This window comes from Thermoactinomyces sp. CICC 10523 (genome assembly GCF_016055105.1).
Taxonomy (GTDB): Bacteria; Bacillota; Bacilli; order Thermoactinomycetales; family Thermoactinomycetaceae; genus Thermoactinomyces_A; species Thermoactinomyces_A daqus.
On record NZ_JAECVX010000021.1, the window covers coordinates 1 to 17945 of the forward strand.

The window sequence follows — 17945 nt, forward strand, 5'->3', positions numbered from 1 at the left end:
CACTCCATCATCTTTTGAATCTTTCAAAAACAGGTGATGCAAAATCTCTGAATCTACGGTAATCTGGTATTGAGCCATTGTGAAACCCTCCTTGTTTGGAAATATTTGCCAACTACTATTCTAACCGAGGAATTTCACCATGGCTCAATTATTTTTCGCAGCTGCCATTTTTACACAATTATACGGACTTAACTAATAAAAACGTTCCTATATGAGAGAAGCAAATGTAAAAGAAGCGCGACAACCTTGTTCATTTGTCACATATATTCCTTTTACTTCAGGCCACGACCTTTGACTCCTGGAGATATTGCTTGGTTGACAGTAGAAAGAAGCTCATTGGTTTGGTTGCTTCAGAAACACGGGGTTCTATTAGATCGCGAAACTTTAGAACGGATAGTGAAAACGAATGAAAAGCAGCGATTCTCATTCAGTGAAGATGGCCAAAAAATTCGGGCGAATCAAGGGCATTCTGTACATTGACTTGAATTTAGAGCCCATGGAGCCACCGGATCGACTGTATTGCGGGACGGCCAGTCACTTTCTTCATCTATTCGCAAAAGGGGATTGATTAAAGGGAGTCGGCATCATGTGCATCTGTCTGGAGATCCCGTTACCGCCCGCCAAGTTGGAAAGAGACATGGATCCACAATCATACTGCAGGTTCTGGCTAGAGAAATGCATTGGGATGGGTATACGTTTTTCCAATCGGCCAATGGGGTCTGGTTAACAGATTTTGTTACAGCATGATTTTTGAGAGAAAAGTGGGAACCCAATAAATAGGGATCTTATAACTCATTGTCTGAGACATCGTTTCAAAATGAACCCGCCCAAAGTTTGCAAAAGGTACGCATCAGTTACGTCATGCAAAAGTTAAACGTCAAAGGACGCTCCCAAGCTGTCATAGAGTTGGTAAGATTGGGCAAATGGAAGATTTAGTCTGCATGTGACCCTGCCGCATTTGCAAAGAAGGCAGGGGTTTTTATGTGGGGAAAAAGGCCGACTGGATATACCGTTTGTTCGGGTGGACGGATTTTTGCAAATCAATGAAGAGGAAGCCCAGGTCGTACGTCAGAAATTCGATTGGTACACAAAGGGCGGGTGGGGTTTTAAGCGGATCACCAGTGAATTGAACCGGCGGAATATCAAACCGAAGAAATGAAGGAAGTGGCAAATGACCTCGGTGTAAACGCTGATTTAAAACCCCATTTCATTGTGGGAATTTTATCTTAAATCAATATATCAAAATCAAGATCGGCGGGCGTAAGAAACAAATCCGCAACCCCTGGGAGAAATATCTGGCATTTGAAAATCATCATGTCCCGATCGTCTGGGAAAAAGCCAATCCAAGAGAAGGGAATGGTGAGAAGGTCAACATTACCTCATGGAATGATTTGCGGGGAATCTGTAAGTGCAGTGAATGCGGGTCCAATATGGTCGTTGTACAAACAATCAAAAAGCGTTCCGATGGATCCAGGAGGAAATACCGCTATATGAAATGTTCCAATTACCGCCGATCCGGAACGCATGGCTGTGTGAACCATTGGCGAGTATTGTATGAGAATGTAAGGGAATTTATCATCCAACGCCTGAAGGAAAATCGATTGCTTTCAACTTTATGAGCGAAGTGGAACAGGAAAAAAGGAAAACCAGCTCAAAGCCATTCAAAAACAAGTACAGTGGGAAGAGAAAAAGAAGCGGTGGATCTGTATTTGGATTAACTAATTGGGAAATAAGAGTTTGAAGATAAAAGAAACGAGCTGGAGGAGCAAATTCACCAACTGTAGGAAGAGATATTGATTCCGGGGCAAAAAGAATACACCCATAAGAAGGAGGAAAATATCCGGCAAGCGTTTGAAGTGCTAGAAGAGGAGAATGAGGATCTATTGCAGGTATTTCGCACGTTGTTGGATGAAGTGGTGATTTATCCGGATGGGAGGATTGATATGGTTTATTCATTTGAGAAGGTTTGATTGATGTTCATTTTTATTTGGTTGAGGAAATGTGCCTGTGGATAAAACTGAGGTTTAGACATTATTCGACGCTGATGTTGACGATGACATGCAAATCGCGGATTATCTTGTCAAAGTTAAGAAAGAAGGAATCATTGGGATTCCTGTGGAGAATGCGGATCGGTCGGTTTTGTCAAAGTGTTTGTCCTAGACCTACGAGTAAGTAGTGAACGGCCATGCTCTTCTGCGTCACGAATCAGTTCGTGTGCCGGATCTTATTCAAGCAAGTTTTTGTTATTTTGGACCATTCCCGTTTTTTGATCTTCATCGCGTCCAATCCTTCATCACCAGGTGCTTCCTCCCGGACTTTTAACACCATGTCAAGGGTTACCGCTCGTTCTGCAAGGGACGAATGTTCCAAGCTGTCACGTTGGATCTAGCTGCTCGCACAGATCTGAAACCGTTGATCTGGAAAACTCCGTGCTACACAGTTCTTCCGTAACTTTGGCTACCTACCAGGTAGAGACCCCGTTGACCCGTCTTCATCAAATCAAGACCAAGGCTCGTTCCTCCGCTGGTAGCGGGTAAACAACTCAGTTGTAAGCTTTTCCCCTGATTCGGGGCAAGCCGAGTGTGATTGTTCCTACCTATTAGTCAGTTTTGTGGTGGTAGGAGCTGTTTCGGTAGCCCTGACACTCCCCTGCTCGTTCGTATGGATTCATCGACAGTTGCTCATAGCCTCCTGAGCCTTTAAGATCTGGTTCAGAATAGATTCCAGAAATTTGGCCACTCCATCTTCTTGTGAAGATCCTTTTACAGATCATTCCGGCTGCTTCCAGTAACAATCCTCAGCATCTGGGATAACCGATGTTTGTACAGATGCATCTTGATTGTCTTCAAATAACCTCTCAATGCGATCTCATTTCTTTTTTCTTCATGCTGTAAAAAATAGTTAATTTTCTCTACACATTCCTGAGGGGAGGAAAATATGGCAATCTCTTTATCCGGAGAGTACAAATCAGGCAAATTATCCCGAAAATCCGTTAGCTGAAGGGTTTTGCATCCTGAAATTTCAAAAGTTCTGGGATTTACGGATAAGCATGAAATTTTATGGCTGTTGAGATTAAATTCATTGTCATCGTGCTGTCGATGGAGATTTAGGACGATTTTTGCTCCGTTATAATAGTTGGCCGTTTCTTCTGCGCTCACCCATGAATTTCGGATCGCTTGTTTGTAAAGGCTATAATTTTCAAGCCGTTCCCACCAATCCCCCACGATCAATACTTTTTTGCCAGCCAAAAATGGAAGGATCCGATTGAAAAAACGGATTCGGTTACGATATCCTCTACCGACAAAACAAACATCTGACTGATAAGAAGCGTTCACTTTTTTGGGGCGAAATACTGCAGGATTCATTCCGAGAGGCAGGTAATGCACTTCCGAACAGCCCAACTGTTTATAAAAAGGGATACAGTTTGACTCGATTGTGAAAATGTAGTCATAATGAGGAGCGATTTGCCGGGTTGCATCCAAAATATAAGGGTCATCCGTGAACCAGACGGCCGTTTTTACTCCTGATAATCGGGTTGTTGTGATTTGATCGGCAGAGAGATCCAAGCCATTTAACGCCAGCATCAGATCCGGTTGTATGATCCTTGCTCTTTCGACAATATCCTCTTGGGAGCTGATCGTATGCACATCGCGAACCAACTCGTGCAATGAATCAATAATCGATTCATGAATAGCGGTATAGGGTAAGAAATCTCCTGATTTTACATATAAAATTTTTAAATCCCATAACTCTTTTTCTTTGATCTTCATTTTTTTATTGTGATTGGAATGAACCGTTTCGTCAAAAGAGAATTCACTATGATTGTTTACCAACCAGTACCCGATCAAACCGGGTTCGCTGTCTGTTAATTCCTTGTCCTTATCGTCAGCGATCTGCTGTGGTGTCCTCGCATGATCCCAGATGCAGATTTTTTTGAGATAGCCTGTAAAATAACCATACGGTTCAAGAGCACCGAATAATCCTGATGCAAACACGTTGGCCCTGGGGCTGGGTTCCCCCGTTTTTTTCCACACACCATCGATATAAAGAGAAGGCGTTTTATTATTATAAACGACCGCAACATGGGTCCAATCCGTTATGGAAGTTTCCCATACCAACCTGGCAGGGAGGTAGTAGGACCCGTGTTCATAAACGCTGATCCCGTTGGTTCCTGCCGATACTCCCGCACCGGCATCATGAATTCCTCCGTGTCCGGCACCAATGACCCATTGCATTCCAAAGGGACTGGCTACCCCGCTGGAAGCTTCTGGATCAATTCGGTGGGAAGAAAGCGGTTTTACCCAAAATTCATAAGTAAATGAGTTCCGTATGTCTTTGAACAGCCGGGAGATCACGATTTTTTTATTTCCGTTAAATAGAAAGGGACTGGACATTGTTTTTCACACTCGCTTAAACAAATGATGATGATCGAACCGGATCGGATAAAACACCTATATGCAGCAGAGTTGTTCAAGGTATAGGCGTTTGAATCATTCAGTTCTTTATTGGCCGATTTTCTTAGCAAATTGAAATTCAGCGGAGAGTAATAAAACGGGTGTTTTAAAATAGGTAAATCGTCCTTTCAATTTTTCCAAACCTCCATATATTAGTAAGTAGTTTGCTACGTAATCAATGAGAATTTATAGTATAACCCAGGAGGCTATTTACGATGAACAACAAATTTCTGTTTGTCACTTGCGTGAATGACGAGACATTATATGCGCTATGTGTGAAACATATTCAAAATCTGGATGTTCCACAGGGTTATACGATTGAGCTCTTCCCTGTTTACGGGGCGAAAGGAATGGCAGAAGGGTATAATCGGGCATTGGCCAATGATGCAAAGTATAAGATCTATCTGCATCAGGATACTTTTATCATCAACCCTCATTTTCTCCGGGAAATTCTCACTTTATTTCAAAATAACCCATTATTGGGTTTGTTAGGTTTTGCCGGCTGTAAAACGCTGCCTTCCAGTGGATTTTGGTGGGAAGGAAAAGAGTTGTATGGAAAGCTCATTGGATTCCCCGGAAATACCTATAAACTTGAAAAATGGAAAGAAGTAACCGATGCATTTGAAGCTGTTGAAGCGGTGGATGGGTTTTTGATGGTGACCCAATATGACGTACCCTGGAGAGCTGATTTGTTTGATGGGTTCGATTTCTATGATATATCCCAATCATTGGAGTTCAAAAAACACGGATTTTTGGTTGGAGTCCCAAAACAGATTGAGCCGTGGAGCCTGCACTATCACACTAATTTCAACAATCATTTCGATTATCCGAAATATATGCATTACCATGAGATTTTCGCCCGACATTATCTTAAATAACGAGGAGGGGATTTTATGGTAGATCATCACAAACGTTTATATGAGCAAAAACCGGAATATTATTATGACGGCAATAATCCATATCTGTTAAAAAGAATCAAACCGGACGCGTCGTGTGTGCTTGATGTCGGATGTGCCAAAGGGAACCTGGGGAGTGTACTCCGTACAAGGGGAATCACGGTCTACGGGATTGAACTGTTTCCGGAGGCTGCTCAAGAAGCGGAAAAAAAACTGGACCATGTCTTATGCGGTGATATTGAAACGATCGAGTTACCATACGAACAGGGTTCTTTTGATCATATTATCTTTGGGGATGTGCTGGAGCACTTGATCGACCCCTGGGCCGTGCTGAGAAAAGTAAAACCTTTTCTGAAAAAGAATGGCTCGATTATTGCTTGCATTCCCAATATCGCTCATATCTCTATTTTGCACGACCTTCTTCTGGGGAAATGGACATATATGGAATGGGGGCTGTTAGATCAGACTCATTTGCGCTTTTTTACCTTGACGGAAATTTACAAGATGTTCCAGATTACCGGTTATTACATTACTGATCTTGAGAGAATTGTTTATCCCAATCCGCAAATGGATCCGCTCATCCATTGGCTTGACCATATCCGTTCCTCCCTGCTGAAAGACAATCCCTCGTTCGCAGTTGAAGCAAATGCTTTCCAATATGTGGTTGAAGCAATAATCAATGGAGAATACTCCGGTTGAAAAATGGATTGAGTACCTAGAACATTCCGTTAATTTTCTGATAAAAATGATGATTAGGAAGTGGATGATTTGATATGAAAAATATTATCGATTCATTTCACAATCTTTTTTATAACAGCCTGGTATGGACGAACACCTATTGGTTGGGAGTACCTGTCTTAAAATACCCCCAAGATCTTTGGATTTATCAGGAAATTATATTTGAACTAAAACCGGACCTGATTGTGGAATGTGGAACGAGTCAAGGGGGATGTACGCTATTTTTGGCGACGATTTGTGATCTGATTGGGAAAGGGAAAGTAGTCACCATCGATATTGTGGAGAGTCCGACTTGCCCTCAACATAACCGTATCAATTACTTGCTTGGTTCCTCCACTTCTCCGGAGATTGTTCAGGCTGTACAGCAAGAGGCAAAAGATGCGCAAGTGGTGATGGTGATTTTGGATTCCGATCATTCCAAGCAGCATGTTTTAAATGAATTAAAGATTTATAGCCAATTGGTGACAAAGGGGAGTTATTTGATTGTCGAAGATACAAATATCAATGGAAATCCCGTACTCCCGGGATGTGGCCCCGGTCCGAAGGAAGCGGTTGAGGAATTTATGGCAGAGAATGACCAATTTGTCATTGACTACAAGAGAGAAAAGTTTTATGTAACTTCAAACCCAAATGGATTTCTGCGCAAAATCAAATAAATAGAACCATTTTTAATCTCATCAGCATATGTACTGTTCACCTTTTGTTTTGGTGAATAAGTTGGACAATAGGGAAAATGAGGGGGGTGATGATGATAAACAGATTAACACCTAAAGTTATCGCTTTTTATTTGCCCCAATTCCACCGAATCCCGGAAAATGACCGATGGTGGGGGCCTGGATTTACGGAATGGACCAATACACGAAAAGCAGTTCCTCTGTTCCCGGGTCACTATCAGCCGAGAGAACCATACCGTGATTATTATTATTATTTAACTGATCCAGAAGCGAGACAATGGCAGGCGAATATAGCAAGAGAATATGGAGTGTACGGATTTTGTTATTATCACTATTGGTTCAAAGGAAAGATGCTTCTTGAAACGCCATTTAATGAGGTGCTCCGAACGGGTGAGCCTGATTTCCCCTTTTGTCTTTGCTGGGCAAATCATCATTGGAGAAGAACATGGATTGATGGATCGGATCATGATGAGTTTTTGATGATTCAGGAATATGGAGATTATCCGGATTGGAAAATACATTTTGAGTATTTATTGGAGGCATTCAAAGATAAGAGATATATACGGGTAGATAACAAACCCCTTTTCAGTGTTTATGTACCGTGGCATATTGAACGACTCGATGAAATGTTCTGTTATTGGGATCAATTGGCAAAACAGAACGGCCTGGATGGGATATACTTTGCAGAGGTGTTGAGTCATTCCAATCCAAATCCACACACCAGTTCATGCATTCATGCTCGTATCGACTTTGAGCCTTTCTATACGATTGTGCAGCATCATCAGCACAATTTGGCCTCGCAATTGCTTAAACATGTAACTGGTTTTGATTCACAGGCAATTCGTCTATATGATTATGATACGGTTTGGCAAGGTATCTTAAATCGAGTACCATTACCAGACAAACCCGCTTTTTTGGGAGCTTTTATCGATTGGGATAACACCGCACGAATGGGGAAAAATGCACTAATCTTCGATGGTGCGTCTCCCGATAAATTTGGTTATTATTTTTCGCAGTTAATTCAAAAGGCGATTCAAATCAAAAGCGAATTTGTGTTTATTAATGCCTGGAATGAATGGAGTGAAGGGACATATTTGGAACCGGATAAAAGGTACGGATTTGGGTATTTAGAACAAGTAAAAAAAGCACTTCAATACTAAATAAAAAGTCCACTTTTCAAAATTAGAAAAGTGGACTTTTATGTGTTCGGCAAGTAAAAAGTACGGAAAACGGCAACCGTTTTGTACATAGTGCCTTGCCAGAATGAATTAACTAAGATTGATGGGAGAGAGCGTTTTTGAGCCGGTAACTGTCACCTGTGAAAGCCAAGATATGAGCATGGTGAACAAGACGATCCGCCGTAAGGCGGTCATCGCCAAAAACCGTATCCCATTGGCTAAATTCCAAGTTAGAGGTGCCACAACACTCAATCGCTCGTAACATTCAGACATGAGATTGAAAAACAGCTCTGACCCATCTTTGTGAAAAGGGACAAACCCTATCTCATCTATGATGAGCATATCCGAGTTGAGCAGCTCCTTCTGGAACCGATGAAGAGTTCCAGCTTGGAATCTCATTTGAAGGGTCGAGATCAGGTCGGAAACCCTGAAAAATTGGACTTTCATCCCGCGTTTACAGGCTTCTATCCCCATTGCGGTAGCAAGATGAGTTTTCCCGATGCCAACGGCACCAAGCATAATGACGTTTTCTTTCTTCTCGATGAAATCCACTCGCATCAATCCTTCTGGATTGATGCTCTCAGGAAACGTGATTGCGTCAAAGGAATACCCTTCGTCTTCATTTGAGGAAATTTCCTTGTTTATCAATTTGCGAATCCTCATTTGGTTACGTCCCCTTTGCTCAGCAATTTAAAAGATCATGTAAATACTAAGTGGGATGGATTTTCAAACGGAATCGTTTCATAGACGTCCATAATGTGAGCTAAACGCATTTGTTTACACAGTCTTTGGAGTGTTGTTTTCACTTTTGTGCCCTCCATTGTTGAAGTCGATCATATCGACTGAGATCAGGTTTCCGGCCCCGTAAGATAGCAGGAGTGCGTGTTTCGAGGAAAGGCAATGGCCTGAACTCGGGATGACGAAGTTTGTAAAAGACATGTTCCAGTTGTTCAGTTTTCTCTAATTCGCTATGTAGCAATCCCTTTTCAATTTCGTCTATGTTGTAAGTCTTCAGCATGCGAATCAGCCAATCGACGCAAGTCTTACGCTGTTTTCCTTCGGAAGACAGCAAGAAGGCTTTTGTTTTATCTGGAAGGAAGGCCGGGACTGAACTGTAGCTGAGAGCCTTTGGCTTTCGCAAACACTCTGTGTTTTCCTTTGGGCTAACAAAGACAAAGGCTGCGTTGCTGTACGGATAGGAGAGAATGAGCATCTTTTGTTCTACAACCTTTCCCCCATTTACAGCTTGGAAAGACCAAAGTCAACTTGAGCTTCTCTCCCAGGATGCTCTAATCGAATATATGGCTCCACTTCCCCGATCTGAAACTCCATTTTCCGCTTCGCTACATAGTAGCGAGCAGTTCGTTCCGAGCCCTTAAATCCATATTCTTCTACCAAACGATCATAGATCCGTTTTGTTGTATGACGCTGTTTTCGGGGACGGGCTTTGTCCTCCATTAGCCAGGTATCCACTTGCTCGCGATATGGCTCCATTATGGGGAATTTTGACTGTTTCTTAAGAAGCTTGTCCTCATTTCAATTCGACAAAAAAGGCTGTTGATCCATATTTGTCAACAGCCTAATAGCAAGCTAGGATGCTTGGTTTTTTATGAGGTTTTAATAGCGGGAAATTCCATGAAGCAGGGGAAAAACTCGCGGTTTGAGAATTTGGAAACAACGGACGTTGGGAGATCTATCAGATAAGGATATAATCACATAGGCAGCTTCCGGGTAGTTGGCGTGAGCGATATCTTCCAGGGATGGATTTGGGGGAGCGGTGGGATGAGAATGATAAATTCCCACCAACTGCTCCTCTTTTTCCCTGATTTTCCGGAAAACATCTTCGACCTCCCCTGTGTCCATCTCAAACGCGTTATGGCTGTGGAGAATGTTGGTCATTGGCCAACAAGTGAATGCCGTTTGGTCCTTTCCCGACAACAATCCGCACGCCTCCAGCGGTTTTTCCCGCAGACAATGGTCGATCATGGCTGTATAAACGTCAGGGTGGAAAACCAAATCATAATCGGAAGTTATCCCCCGCAACATCCCTTTCGTGGGGTTGTTTGCCTTGGCTGTTGCCCTTGGTTTGGCTGATGGACCGGACGAACGGGTTGGCCGTTTCCATTTGATGGATAATGTCGGTATTGTTGCGGCTGTGAAGGTTGAACACGGGGTCTCGGCCGATAGTTGCGCCATTGTTCCCAACGAGGATCCATAAAGAGGGTCTCCTTTCATTTCGTAAAATTATAGAAGAAGTCTGGATTTATCGTGTATATTTAAATGGATTAAAGGGTACTGTCTGCGAAGAGGATTGATTTGAGTCATAATTTCCGGCTTTTGGAGTTGCCATGGCTTGAAAAGAGATGCCTGCCATCTGGCCTGAATTGGACGGGGGTGGCTGATTGGCTAACTTTTTGGCAATTCGCCCCATGGTTTGAAAATGGCTTTCCGTCATCGCAACTCTAGGACGGTTTCTCAACCATGCGTTTAATTTGCCTTCTGTTTCCTGTAATTTTCTGTGGGAGTCCGATTCCCTTTGCTCCGATTCTGCCAATTTTTGTTGCAGTTCTTCGATTTTTCGCTCTTTTTGTTGCAGCTTACTTCGATATTCCTCGTTTTTTTGTTCATATTTGGTTAATTTCCGCTCAAGTTCCACAAGGGTTTGCTTTGTCTCTTCATGATCTCTCAAGTATTTTGCTTCTTTTTCCTGATATTCACGGATGTGTTGTTTCATCTGTTCGAGTTCGGATTGATACTCTTTTTCCTTCTTCTTATACTGATCGATCATCTCGTCTTTTTCCGTTAAAAGTTTTTTCCATTTCCACAGCATCATAACGACAAGTCCCTTCCTTTGGTTGATAGAATATAGGGTATTTATATGCAATATCATGGTTGGGAGACACTGTGGTTAATCCAGTTTCCATTCCTTCTTGCGCCTATTTGAGCAGAAAACAAGGAAATGGCTGCTGACCAAAAAAGGACAACAGCCTGATAACGGATCGTCATATCCATTTTCCCCTTTAAATCCTTACGGAGTGGGGGACGGAAAGGCATTACAGTTATTAATAACCAGATTTTGATCTGGAACAACCGTGTTTGTAGCAGTAGCCGCGAAAGGACCCGTGAGTACCAAAGTCCAGGAATCTGTAGTCGCACCTTCATTCAAGGTTAAAGTGAAGGTAACATTGGGGATGGTGTTGCTGACCGGAGCAGTTGTTGTCACTGTCCCTGTTCCCGTTATGACCTGTGTTGTCGGTGTAGCCGATCCTGTCGGGGTACATGCCACAGAAGTGAAGGTATCGGCGTTAAACGTGAAGCTTTGGGTTGGGTTCGTCGTTTGATAGAAGATACTGGAGTTCGTCAAGGAGCAGTTATTGCAGATGGTCGCGTTGATTGTCTGCGTTCCGCTGGTGACTACCGTCGACCCTATGGTGAGACTACAAGTAGCACCCGAGAGGGCGGAAATTGTACAGGTATCATTCACGAAGCCCTCACAATCGCAGTTCGGTTGCGGGAAGAAATTACACTGCTCTGGGAAGGTGAGCGGCGGGCAGACAGAAGTGACCGGCGGCGTGATCGGCGCACGCGGCGAGCAGAATTTCGCCAGAACTTCCAATTTCACTGCTGCCAACACCTGAACCTCTTTACAGACAAACAGTTCGACCCCGATGGTTGACGGGAATGGTTCACCACCGACGGGGGCAGGCGTGGTGATTGTGCAATCACCGCTGATAATCCGGCAGACGAGGTTATCGTTGGTGAATTCGGGCGGGAAGCACAGGACCACTTGCCTGATGAATGGTACCGTAACCCGGATGGTACAAGTAGCCGGAGTCCCATCAGTGGTTCCCGTGAACGTCACATCAATGGGGATCTCTTGCCGCAATTTTACTAAGGAGGCGTTTACCCCATCGATGTTGATTGGGCGTCGCTCCAGAACGGTACAAACCCCATTGGTTGCGCAGGTGATGGGGAAAAACGGTTCTGTCACAAGGGAGCAAGTGATATCTGTAACAGTGGTCGGGCAACCTGCTACAGGGGTAACCGGCACGGTTGAATTAATTTCTTCCGTGAAAACAACCCAGTCATATACTTTGGGCACGCAGATACACTCAGGTGCAACGTTATTTGGAATTAGTGGCGAGACCTGAGAGCCGCGAATTGGTTTAACCATTTACAATACCCTCCTTCAACTATTAGCTCATTTTATATATACGCAAAACTTATCCCTGTCGCTTTAGACGAAGAACCATTTTCCGTAAATTAATATAAGTTAATAATTTATTCCTTTTAGAAATGCAAATCCTAATGTTGGATTGTGAGGTTTTGCGTATTGCCTTCCAGAGCGATTCGAGAGCCGTGCAATTGGGTTTAAACATTGAAACACAATTTCTTGGATTGTGTTTGTTCTCCTTTCCATCTATACGTAAAATGATTGGTTTTGGTTTAAAATCACGAGCCCATTTTATGAGGCTTAGATTGGTCACTCTCCCCCTTCCTGTTTCATACAATGAATCAGTGTAAGCAATTGAACGGGAGGGGTTATATGGACGTCCGGATTCAAGCTAACGAGGATAAAAAAAGGAATCTCCCGCACCGTTTTTTTCCAATTTACCGCTTGTTATGCGAACAGATCGGTTTTGAGACGAGATGGGATCCCAGTGAAAAACTTCTTCAGCTTACCCCGGGATTGCATGGAAAAAAGGTATTTTTGGTTTTAAACAAAAAAGATGACCAACTTGCTTCAATTTTGGAAAGTATAAAAACATTTTTCAACGGAACTGGTGTTAAGTTTATCCAACTAGATCCCAACAAACCGGCTTTCAAGAATGGGGAGATTATGCTTCAGCTTACAAAACTGGTTCATCATTCTTCATCTCACCCGCGTTTTCATATCTTCTATAGCCGGGGGGGGAGAGGAAAATTTTGGGCTCGTACTTTTCACCGCGAATTTAAGGTGCATGGATTCACTGCGCAGATGAAAAGAGAACTGAATCAGCATCCTATTCCCAAAGTGGATTTGCGCTGCCAATTTCCTCAAGAAGGCGAAAACGAAGCAGACGAACTTAATGAAAAAATTGCGGTAATTCTCTCTTCGGCCTTGCTGAGGGGAATGACGAAGGGGAACTTGCTCGCCCTGTTGCCGTATGTTTCTATTGAAAATATACGTTTAATTTTTCCTGGAATTGGAAATTTGTTTCCGGGATCAGAATCGTCTTTGAGTACTCCAATGAAGGATACCGGATCTCCAGTAGATGAAGAACAACCAGATCAAATGGTTTCACCTTCCACTCAGGCGGCTTCCTTGCCAGAATGGGGGGCAGATGTTTATTTCGATTATCAAGTGGTTGTTCCCGATTTCGATACGGATCCCTATCTCATTTTTGGAAGCATGGTTATGAAAAATACGGGAAGGTCAGATTTGGTTGATCCGATCATTTGTCTCCAAGTGAATCCGACCGAAGGGGCTCAGTTGAAAGGGCAGATCGTTCCACCGAAAATGGCGGATACTTTGGCTGTGCAAGGATTTAATGGTGACAGTGCTACAGGCTGGCGGTACCTTGAGGATGATTGGATGAAAAAGGTGAAGGAACGGGGAGAGTATTGGATTTGTCCGATTCAGCCCTTGCGGATAGCTCCGGGGGAAATGGAGTCGTTTTCCAACTTCCAACTTTCCGTTCCGAAGCCTGAAAAAGGAAGGACGATCACCATACAAGGGATCCTTTTCTTTAAAGATGGCAACCTTCAAGTACCAACCAGCAATCGAATCACGATATCCTTTTGATAAAGGAGAGATTCCATTGTCAGCGATTTCATGGTTCCATTTTGTTGTTTTGATCTTGGCTTCTTTTCGTCTCACTCACCTAATCGTTTTTGATGAAATTACGTCTGTGATTCGGGAACCGTTTGTGAATATCACATACGAACCGGACCAATCGGGACAGGTGATTAGACAAGTCAATATCATCGGCTCGGGATGGCGACGCTGGATGGGAATGTTATTAAGTTGCCACTGGTGTGTAGGAGTATGGTCTTCTCTCTTCCTTGTAGCGTTATACATTTGGATTCCGGCCTCTTTTCCCCTGCATCTTATCTTGGCGGTCGCCGGTGCTTCAGCCTTCATAGAGTCCAGGCTGTATTTCGGATGAAGTGGGAAATGGCAGGGAAGGGGGCTTTTTAGCTGGAGTGCATAGGTTTTATTTTCATATTACATTTTCTTTGTCATATAAATAAATGAATCTATATGTTGAGGTGAATAATGAATGGATGAGAAAAAACGGATTTCTCATTCAATAAACGCATATAAGAAAAAAATCCAGTACTTAAGTCACGTGATCAAAACGTATGAATCAAAGATAGAGAAATATCGAAATTCTTTGGCTAAGTTGAAAGAAAATTTGGATGAATTCTACCAGAAAGAGAATACTTACAGACAAATGTTGGCGCAAAGAGATGAAGTAGTAAACCAATACAAAGCAAAGAAGATGGAACTTGAAGAGGAGTTGCAACTAACAAATAAAGTTTTGTCCGAGTATAAAGAAAGAGAAGCAGAGAAAAATGCAATCATTCACCGTTTGCAGGAACAAGAGAGGGAATGGAAAAGGGAACTGGAGCAAAAGGGACAGATGGCTCAGCGGTTAAAGTCATTGGAAATGGCTTATCAAGGGAAATCTGAACAATTGAAAGTAATTCGACAAGAGCTTCAGGAGCGGGAAGAGGAAAAGAACGACTTGCTTCAGCGGCTTCAGCAGAAAGAGGGAGAAGTAAAACAACTGCAGGAAGAGAGAGAAAAAGAGCGGCGGCAGTGGCAAGAGAAAGAAAAGGAAAAAGATCAAACGATCCGGCGTTTGCAGGAACAAGAGAGGGAATGGAAAAGGGAACTGGAGCAAAAGGGACAGATGGCTCAGCGGTTAAAGTCATTGGAAATGGCTTATCAAGGGAAATCTGAACAGTTGAAAGTAATTCGACAAGAGCTTCAGGAGCGGGAAGAGGAAAAGAACGACTTGCTTCAGCGGCTTCAGCAGAAAGAGGGAGAAGTAAAACAACTGCAGGAAGAGAGAGAAAAAGAGCGGTGGCAGTGGCAAGAGAAAGAAAAGGAAAAAGATCAAACGATCCGGCGTTTGCAGGAACAAGAGAGGGAATGGAAAAGGGAACTGGAGCAAAAGGAGCAGATGGTTAAGCAGTTAAAATCGCTGGAAAACATTGTGAAACAGAATGAGTGGATTAAACAAAATCGAGCAATTCAATCTGAACAAGATGGGATACAAGCAGATCTTGATCAGAATCAAATGGCCGACGATTCGTCTTGGATTCAAATGTACCAAAACTGGTCCCAGGGGCATGAGACAAAAGGAGATAGCAATGAAATAGAAGCGGCAGTTTCTAAAGATCAAAGAAAAAATCCTCCAACAGCCGATTCATCTTTATCAAAAAAACAATTTCATTTGCCCCCTGAATTCCAAGTTGATCCAAATCAGATCACCAAGTTTTTACGTCAACATCAAACACCCTATGAAAATCATTTTTTGGAGCGTTTTAAAAAGAAATAGTTTTTGCAGTGGGGGGGTAAGACTTCCGCGAACGGGAATTCCCCCTAAGAATGGATGATGTAAATGGCTTTGTACTCACTTAGTTCCTTTTGCTTTTTGCGAAGCAAAAGCTCTCTCATGCGAAATATGGTCGATGAACACAAAAGAATCGCAATCAATTGTCCGTAAAGATGACATTCAAGCCGCTCACTGTTACCGATGGCGTATAATTGGCTCTCCCGCACTTTTGATGAAACCACTAGAGGCCTGTCATCATTCCCAAGCAGTTTTCAAAAAAATGTAAATTAAATTATTGCTTATTCTTGATAAAGAACTCGATTACGAAGTAAATCAAAATTTGCTCGCCCATACATTTGACTTTTAATGAGTTTTAAACGATGGATATGTCCTTCAACCAACCCATTACTCCATTCAAGACTGAGAGAGGCATACACAGCGTCAAAATCACGTCGAATCCCTAAAACAAAGCCTTTTAACTCCTGTATTCCGCATATTTCTGCTTTTTTAATCCAATCTTCAAGTTGTTTAGCTTGGCGGCTATCCATAATATCCCGAAAGGATTGCACGAGTTTATGTATTGTTCTAATATTTTCATCTGATTCTAGTATTAGTCTTAATATTTCTTTTTCTCCCTCTGAAAGATCGCTTTCTTTCTTCCATATGACCCCCTCGCAGTGGGAGGGGACAGCTTGTCGACAAAGTCTGTTATCGCAGACAGGTCGACAAGCTTTTTTAGTCGAATCATATTAGTAGAAAATTATCAAATGGGGGATTTCTTGTGTTATCCAACGTTGATCCAATATTTATTTGGCATTCGATCCATGAGGCAAACCATTAAGGAGATTGAAACCAATGTGGCTTATCGTTGGTTTCTTGGTTATGGACTCACAGAAAAAATCCCCCATTTTTCAACATTCGGAAAGAATTATGTCCGTCGCTTTCAAGACACGGATCTGTTTGAAATGATTTTTGATTACATTTTACAAGAAGCTATCAATCATTGTTTTGTCAATCCAGAAGTCATCTTGAAAGCCAATGCAAATAAAAAGAAATATGTTAAGAAGCTGGTTTGGGCCTGTGTCCGAACCTTCCAAAAGCAACTTGAGGATGAAATCAACTAGGATCGATTGGCTCATGGAAAAAAGACATTGGCTCTCAAGACGGATGATGAAGTTAAAGAGGTTAAGGAAAGCACAACTGATCCGGAAAGCGGGTATTTTGTCAAAAATGAACGGGGCAGAGTTAACAAACTTTACACTTAAACTCACAAAGGCTATTTGGTGTAGGAAATTTGTATTGATAGAAATGACATATTTTGATAAGATTAACATTAAAAGGCGACTAATTAGATCATAATTATAGGTATTTGCCGAGGAGGCACGAATGATGGGAAGCGAAGCACTTTTTAACAGTTTATTTGATCAATGGGCCGAAGATTACGATCAAGCAGTCGCTGGCGGCCATCCGGAATATATCGAAGTATTTGAGGGGTACGCCAATATTTTGAAATCAGTGGTGGATTCTCTTGCACTTCCCAAAGGAAGCGTCGTGATGGAGTTCGGCGTAGGTACTGGAAATTTAACAAGTCTGCTTTTTGCGGAGGGTTACCGGGTAATTGGAATTGAACCGTCGGCTGCAATGCGCGAAAAAGCTAAAGCCAAACTGCCCGATCTGGAGTTGCATGAAGGGCATTTTTTGAACGTACCCTCCGGTCTCCCATCAGTGGACGCTATTGTAAGCACTTATGCGTTTCACCATTTGACAGATGAGATGAAAGACCAGGCGCTCCGTGATTTGGTCAAACGGCTCAATCCGGGCGGCAAAATTGCGTTTGCCGATACAGTGTTCCGCGATGAAGGGACCAAACTGGCCATGCAACGAGAAGCCGAGGAGCGCGGTTTTCACGAGCTCGCCTTGGATCTGAAACGGGAGTATTACCCGGTGATGAGTCGGTTAGAACGCGCTTTCTGCCAAGCCGGACTCACCGTGCGTATGAAACAGCTCAATCGGTATGTTTGGCTGATGGTGGCCGAACTAAATCGGGAAGCTTGATCTTCACTGCGGTTTCAAAAACCCCTAGTGACTAGCATGTGGTTTTTGGTTCGACCTCCGATATTAGCAGTTCATGTTTTCCGTGAATCAGAAAGGTTTCTTATTATTGGTATGTATGAAAAACAACTAAATGCTCAAGCCTGTAATAATTAAATTAACATGTAACTAAATAGGTGAGGTAAACATGTAGTGATCAAGCCCAAAATTATGTGTAAATTTCCTCGGTCAGAAAAGTCGGCGTTCAACTTATGCGTGTAACTTTTGGCTGAGGTTTTTCATTGGATTTTCGCCACTCCAAATACTCCGGTCATGTCCAAGTACTTTCTACCACTGGCCCATTTTTCGTCCACTTCCATCAGTAGTGCTCCCAGCAAACGCAACACGGAAGCTCGATTCGGAAAGA

The 17945-nt window shown here is 42.8% G+C and carries 16 protein-coding genes and 6 pseudogenes; 14 read left to right on the forward strand and 8 right to left on the reverse strand.

The window, feature by feature from the left end; genetic code table 11:
* Positions 1-345: 345 nt before the first annotated feature.
* The 5 genes and pseudogenes from I8U19_RS17810 to I8U19_RS16520 all read left to right on the forward strand — a co-directional run bounded on the left by I8U19_RS17810 (position 346) and on the right by I8U19_RS16520 (position 1970).
* Positions 346-747 (forward strand): annotated as a pseudogene (locus I8U19_RS17810) (RNA 2'-phosphotransferase).
* Positions 748-849: 102 nt separating this feature from the next.
* Positions 850-936: pseudogene (locus I8U19_RS17815) on the forward strand (helix-turn-helix domain-containing protein); the annotation flags it as partial.
* Between the two features lie 97 nt (positions 937-1033).
* Positions 1034-1159 carry a recombinase family protein gene (locus I8U19_RS16510; RefSeq protein WP_160173922.1) on the forward strand — a complete coding sequence of 42 codons (126 nt, stop codon included), beginning with the start codon at positions 1034-1036 and terminating at the stop codon, positions 1157-1159.
* Positions 1160-1391: 232 nt separating this feature from the next.
* Positions 1392-1619, forward strand: a complete 228-nt coding sequence (locus tag I8U19_RS17820) for a recombinase zinc ribbon domain-containing protein (RefSeq protein ID WP_370589416.1) — start codon at positions 1392-1394, stop codon at positions 1617-1619.
* 174 nt (positions 1620-1793) lie between these two features.
* Positions 1794-1970: a hypothetical protein gene (locus tag I8U19_RS16520; protein WP_160173923.1), complete on the forward strand. Its 177-nt coding sequence runs from the start codon at positions 1794-1796 to the stop codon at positions 1968-1970.
* Between the two features lie 375 nt (positions 1971-2345).
* Here I8U19_RS16520 and I8U19_RS17905 read toward each other — a convergent pair.
* A pseudogene (locus I8U19_RS17905) lies at positions 2346-2760 on the reverse strand (transposase); the annotation flags it as partial.
* Positions 2761-2762: 2 nt separating this feature from the next.
* Positions 2763-4394: a glycosyltransferase family protein gene (locus I8U19_RS16525; protein WP_198056555.1), complete on the reverse strand. Its 1632-nt coding sequence runs from the start codon at positions 4392-4394 to the stop codon at positions 2763-2765.
* A 275-nt stretch (positions 4395-4669) separates the two neighbouring features.
* Between I8U19_RS16525 and I8U19_RS16530 the strand changes: the two genes are divergently transcribed.
* The 4 genes from I8U19_RS16530 (at position 4670) to I8U19_RS16545 (ending at position 7922) form a co-directional block, all read left to right on the forward strand.
* The gene (locus tag I8U19_RS16530) at positions 4670-5332 is read left to right on the forward strand and encodes a glycosyltransferase family protein (protein WP_033102215.1); all 663 of its coding nucleotides are present in this window, start codon (positions 4670-4672) and stop codon (positions 5330-5332) included.
* A 15-nt stretch (positions 5333-5347) separates the two neighbouring features.
* The gene (locus I8U19_RS16535; RefSeq protein WP_033102216.1) at positions 5348-6049 is read left to right on the forward strand and encodes a class I SAM-dependent methyltransferase; all 702 of its coding nucleotides are present in this window, start codon (positions 5348-5350) and stop codon (positions 6047-6049) included.
* Between the two features lie 74 nt (positions 6050-6123).
* Entirely contained in the window at positions 6124-6744 is a 621-nt protein-coding gene (locus tag I8U19_RS16540; RefSeq protein WP_052154429.1) for a cephalosporin hydroxylase family protein, read from the forward strand.
* 92 nt (positions 6745-6836) lie between these two features.
* Positions 6837-7922 (forward strand): glycosyltransferase WbsX family protein, encoded by a 1086-nt coding sequence (locus I8U19_RS16545; RefSeq protein WP_198056556.1) that lies wholly within the window; start codon positions 6837-6839, stop codon positions 7920-7922.
* A gap of 108 nt (positions 7923-8030) precedes the next feature.
* Here I8U19_RS16545 and I8U19_RS17825 read toward each other — a convergent pair whose 3' ends face one another.
* From I8U19_RS17825 to I8U19_RS16565, 4 genes are all read right to left on the reverse strand, one after another.
* On the reverse strand, positions 8031-8603 hold the full coding sequence (locus I8U19_RS17825) for an ATP-binding protein (protein ID WP_483316415.1): 573 nt from the start codon (positions 8601-8603) through the stop codon (positions 8031-8033).
* Between the two features lie 954 nt (positions 8604-9557).
* Positions 9558-9983 carry a M67 family metallopeptidase gene (locus I8U19_RS16555; protein WP_232336425.1) on the reverse strand — a complete coding sequence of 142 codons (426 nt, stop codon included), beginning with the start codon at positions 9981-9983 and terminating at the stop codon, positions 9558-9560.
* A 220-nt stretch (positions 9984-10203) separates the two neighbouring features.
* Positions 10204-10773 (reverse strand): hypothetical protein, encoded by a 570-nt coding sequence (locus I8U19_RS16560; RefSeq protein ID WP_033102220.1) that lies wholly within the window; start codon positions 10771-10773, stop codon positions 10204-10206.
* A 195-nt stretch (positions 10774-10968) separates the two neighbouring features.
* Positions 10969-12114, reverse strand: coding sequence for a BMQ_0737 family morphogenetic spore coat protein (locus tag I8U19_RS16565; protein ID WP_152568631.1), 1146 nt, complete (start codon positions 12112-12114; stop codon positions 10969-10971).
* 537 nt (positions 12115-12651) lie between these two features.
* Between I8U19_RS16565 and I8U19_RS16570 the strand changes: the two genes are divergently transcribed.
* The 3 genes from I8U19_RS16570 (at position 12652) to I8U19_RS16580 (ending at position 15490) form a co-directional block, all read left to right on the forward strand.
* Positions 12652-13725: a hypothetical protein gene (locus tag I8U19_RS16570; protein ID WP_198056558.1), complete on the forward strand. Its 1074-nt coding sequence runs from the start codon at positions 12652-12654 to the stop codon at positions 13723-13725.
* Entirely contained in the window at positions 13676-14089 is a 414-nt protein-coding gene (locus I8U19_RS16575) for a DUF1360 domain-containing protein (protein WP_370589810.1), read from the forward strand. The genes I8U19_RS16570 and I8U19_RS16575 overlap by 50 nt, the downstream gene beginning before the upstream one ends.
* A 114-nt stretch (positions 14090-14203) precedes the next feature.
* Positions 14204-15490 (forward strand): coiled-coil domain-containing protein, encoded by a 1287-nt coding sequence (locus I8U19_RS16580; protein WP_198056560.1) that lies wholly within the window; start codon positions 14204-14206, stop codon positions 15488-15490.
* A 296-nt stretch (positions 15491-15786) separates the two neighbouring features.
* Here the strand turns inward: I8U19_RS16580 and I8U19_RS16585 are convergent.
* Positions 15787-16161 (reverse strand): annotated as a pseudogene (locus I8U19_RS16585) (ISL3 family transposase); the annotation flags it as partial.
* Between the two features lie 120 nt (positions 16162-16281).
* Between I8U19_RS16585 and I8U19_RS16590 the strand changes: the two are divergent.
* Together I8U19_RS16590 and I8U19_RS16595 are read left to right on the forward strand one after the other, a co-directional pair.
* Positions 16282-16725: pseudogene (locus I8U19_RS16590) on the forward strand (transposase); the annotation flags it as partial.
* A 151-nt stretch (positions 16726-16876) separates the two neighbouring features.
* Positions 16877-17542 (forward strand): class I SAM-dependent DNA methyltransferase, encoded by a 666-nt coding sequence (locus I8U19_RS16595; RefSeq protein WP_033102227.1) that lies wholly within the window; start codon positions 16877-16879, stop codon positions 17540-17542.
* Positions 17543-17783: 241 nt separating this feature from the next.
* Here the strand turns inward: I8U19_RS16595 and I8U19_RS17910 are convergent.
* Positions 17784-17945, reverse strand: a pseudogene (locus I8U19_RS17910) (IS256 family transposase); the annotation flags it as partial.

Bases quoted from the DNA above. Each gene is read 5' to 3' on its own strand.
- I8U19_RS16525 (WP_198056555.1), bottom strand. From the start codon at position 4,394: ATGTCCAGTCCCTTTCTATTTAACGGAAATAAAAAAATCGTGATCTCC.
- I8U19_RS16540 (WP_052154429.1), top strand. From the start codon at position 6,124: ATGAAAAATATTATCGATTCATTTCACAATCTTTTTTATAACAGCCTG.
- I8U19_RS16560 (WP_033102220.1), bottom strand. From the start codon at position 10,773: ATGATGCTGTGGAAATGGAAAAAACTTTTAACGGAAAAAGACGAGATG.
- I8U19_RS16595 (WP_033102227.1), top strand. From the start codon at position 16,877: ATGGGAAGCGAAGCACTTTTTAACAGTTTATTTGATCAATGGGCCGAA.
- I8U19_RS16565 (WP_152568631.1), bottom strand. From the start codon at position 12,114: ATGGTTAAACCAATTCGCGGCTCTCAGGTCTCGCCACTAATTCCAAAT.
- I8U19_RS16580 (WP_198056560.1), top strand. From the start codon at position 14,204: ATGGATGAGAAAAAACGGATTTCTCATTCAATAAACGCATATAAGAAA.
- I8U19_RS16575 (WP_370589810.1), top strand. From the start codon at position 13,676: ATGGCAACCTTCAAGTACCAACCAGCAATCGAATCACGATATCCTTTT.
- I8U19_RS16545 (WP_198056556.1), top strand. From the start codon at position 6,837: ATGATAAACAGATTAACACCTAAAGTTATCGCTTTTTATTTGCCCCAA.
- I8U19_RS16530 (WP_033102215.1), top strand. From the start codon at position 4,670: ATGAACAACAAATTTCTGTTTGTCACTTGCGTGAATGACGAGACATTA.
- I8U19_RS16535 (WP_033102216.1), top strand. From the start codon at position 5,348: ATGGTAGATCATCACAAACGTTTATATGAGCAAAAACCGGAATATTAT.
- I8U19_RS17825 (WP_483316415.1), bottom strand. From the start codon at position 8,603: ATGAGGATTCGCAAATTGATAAACAAGGAAATTTCCTCAAATGAAGAC.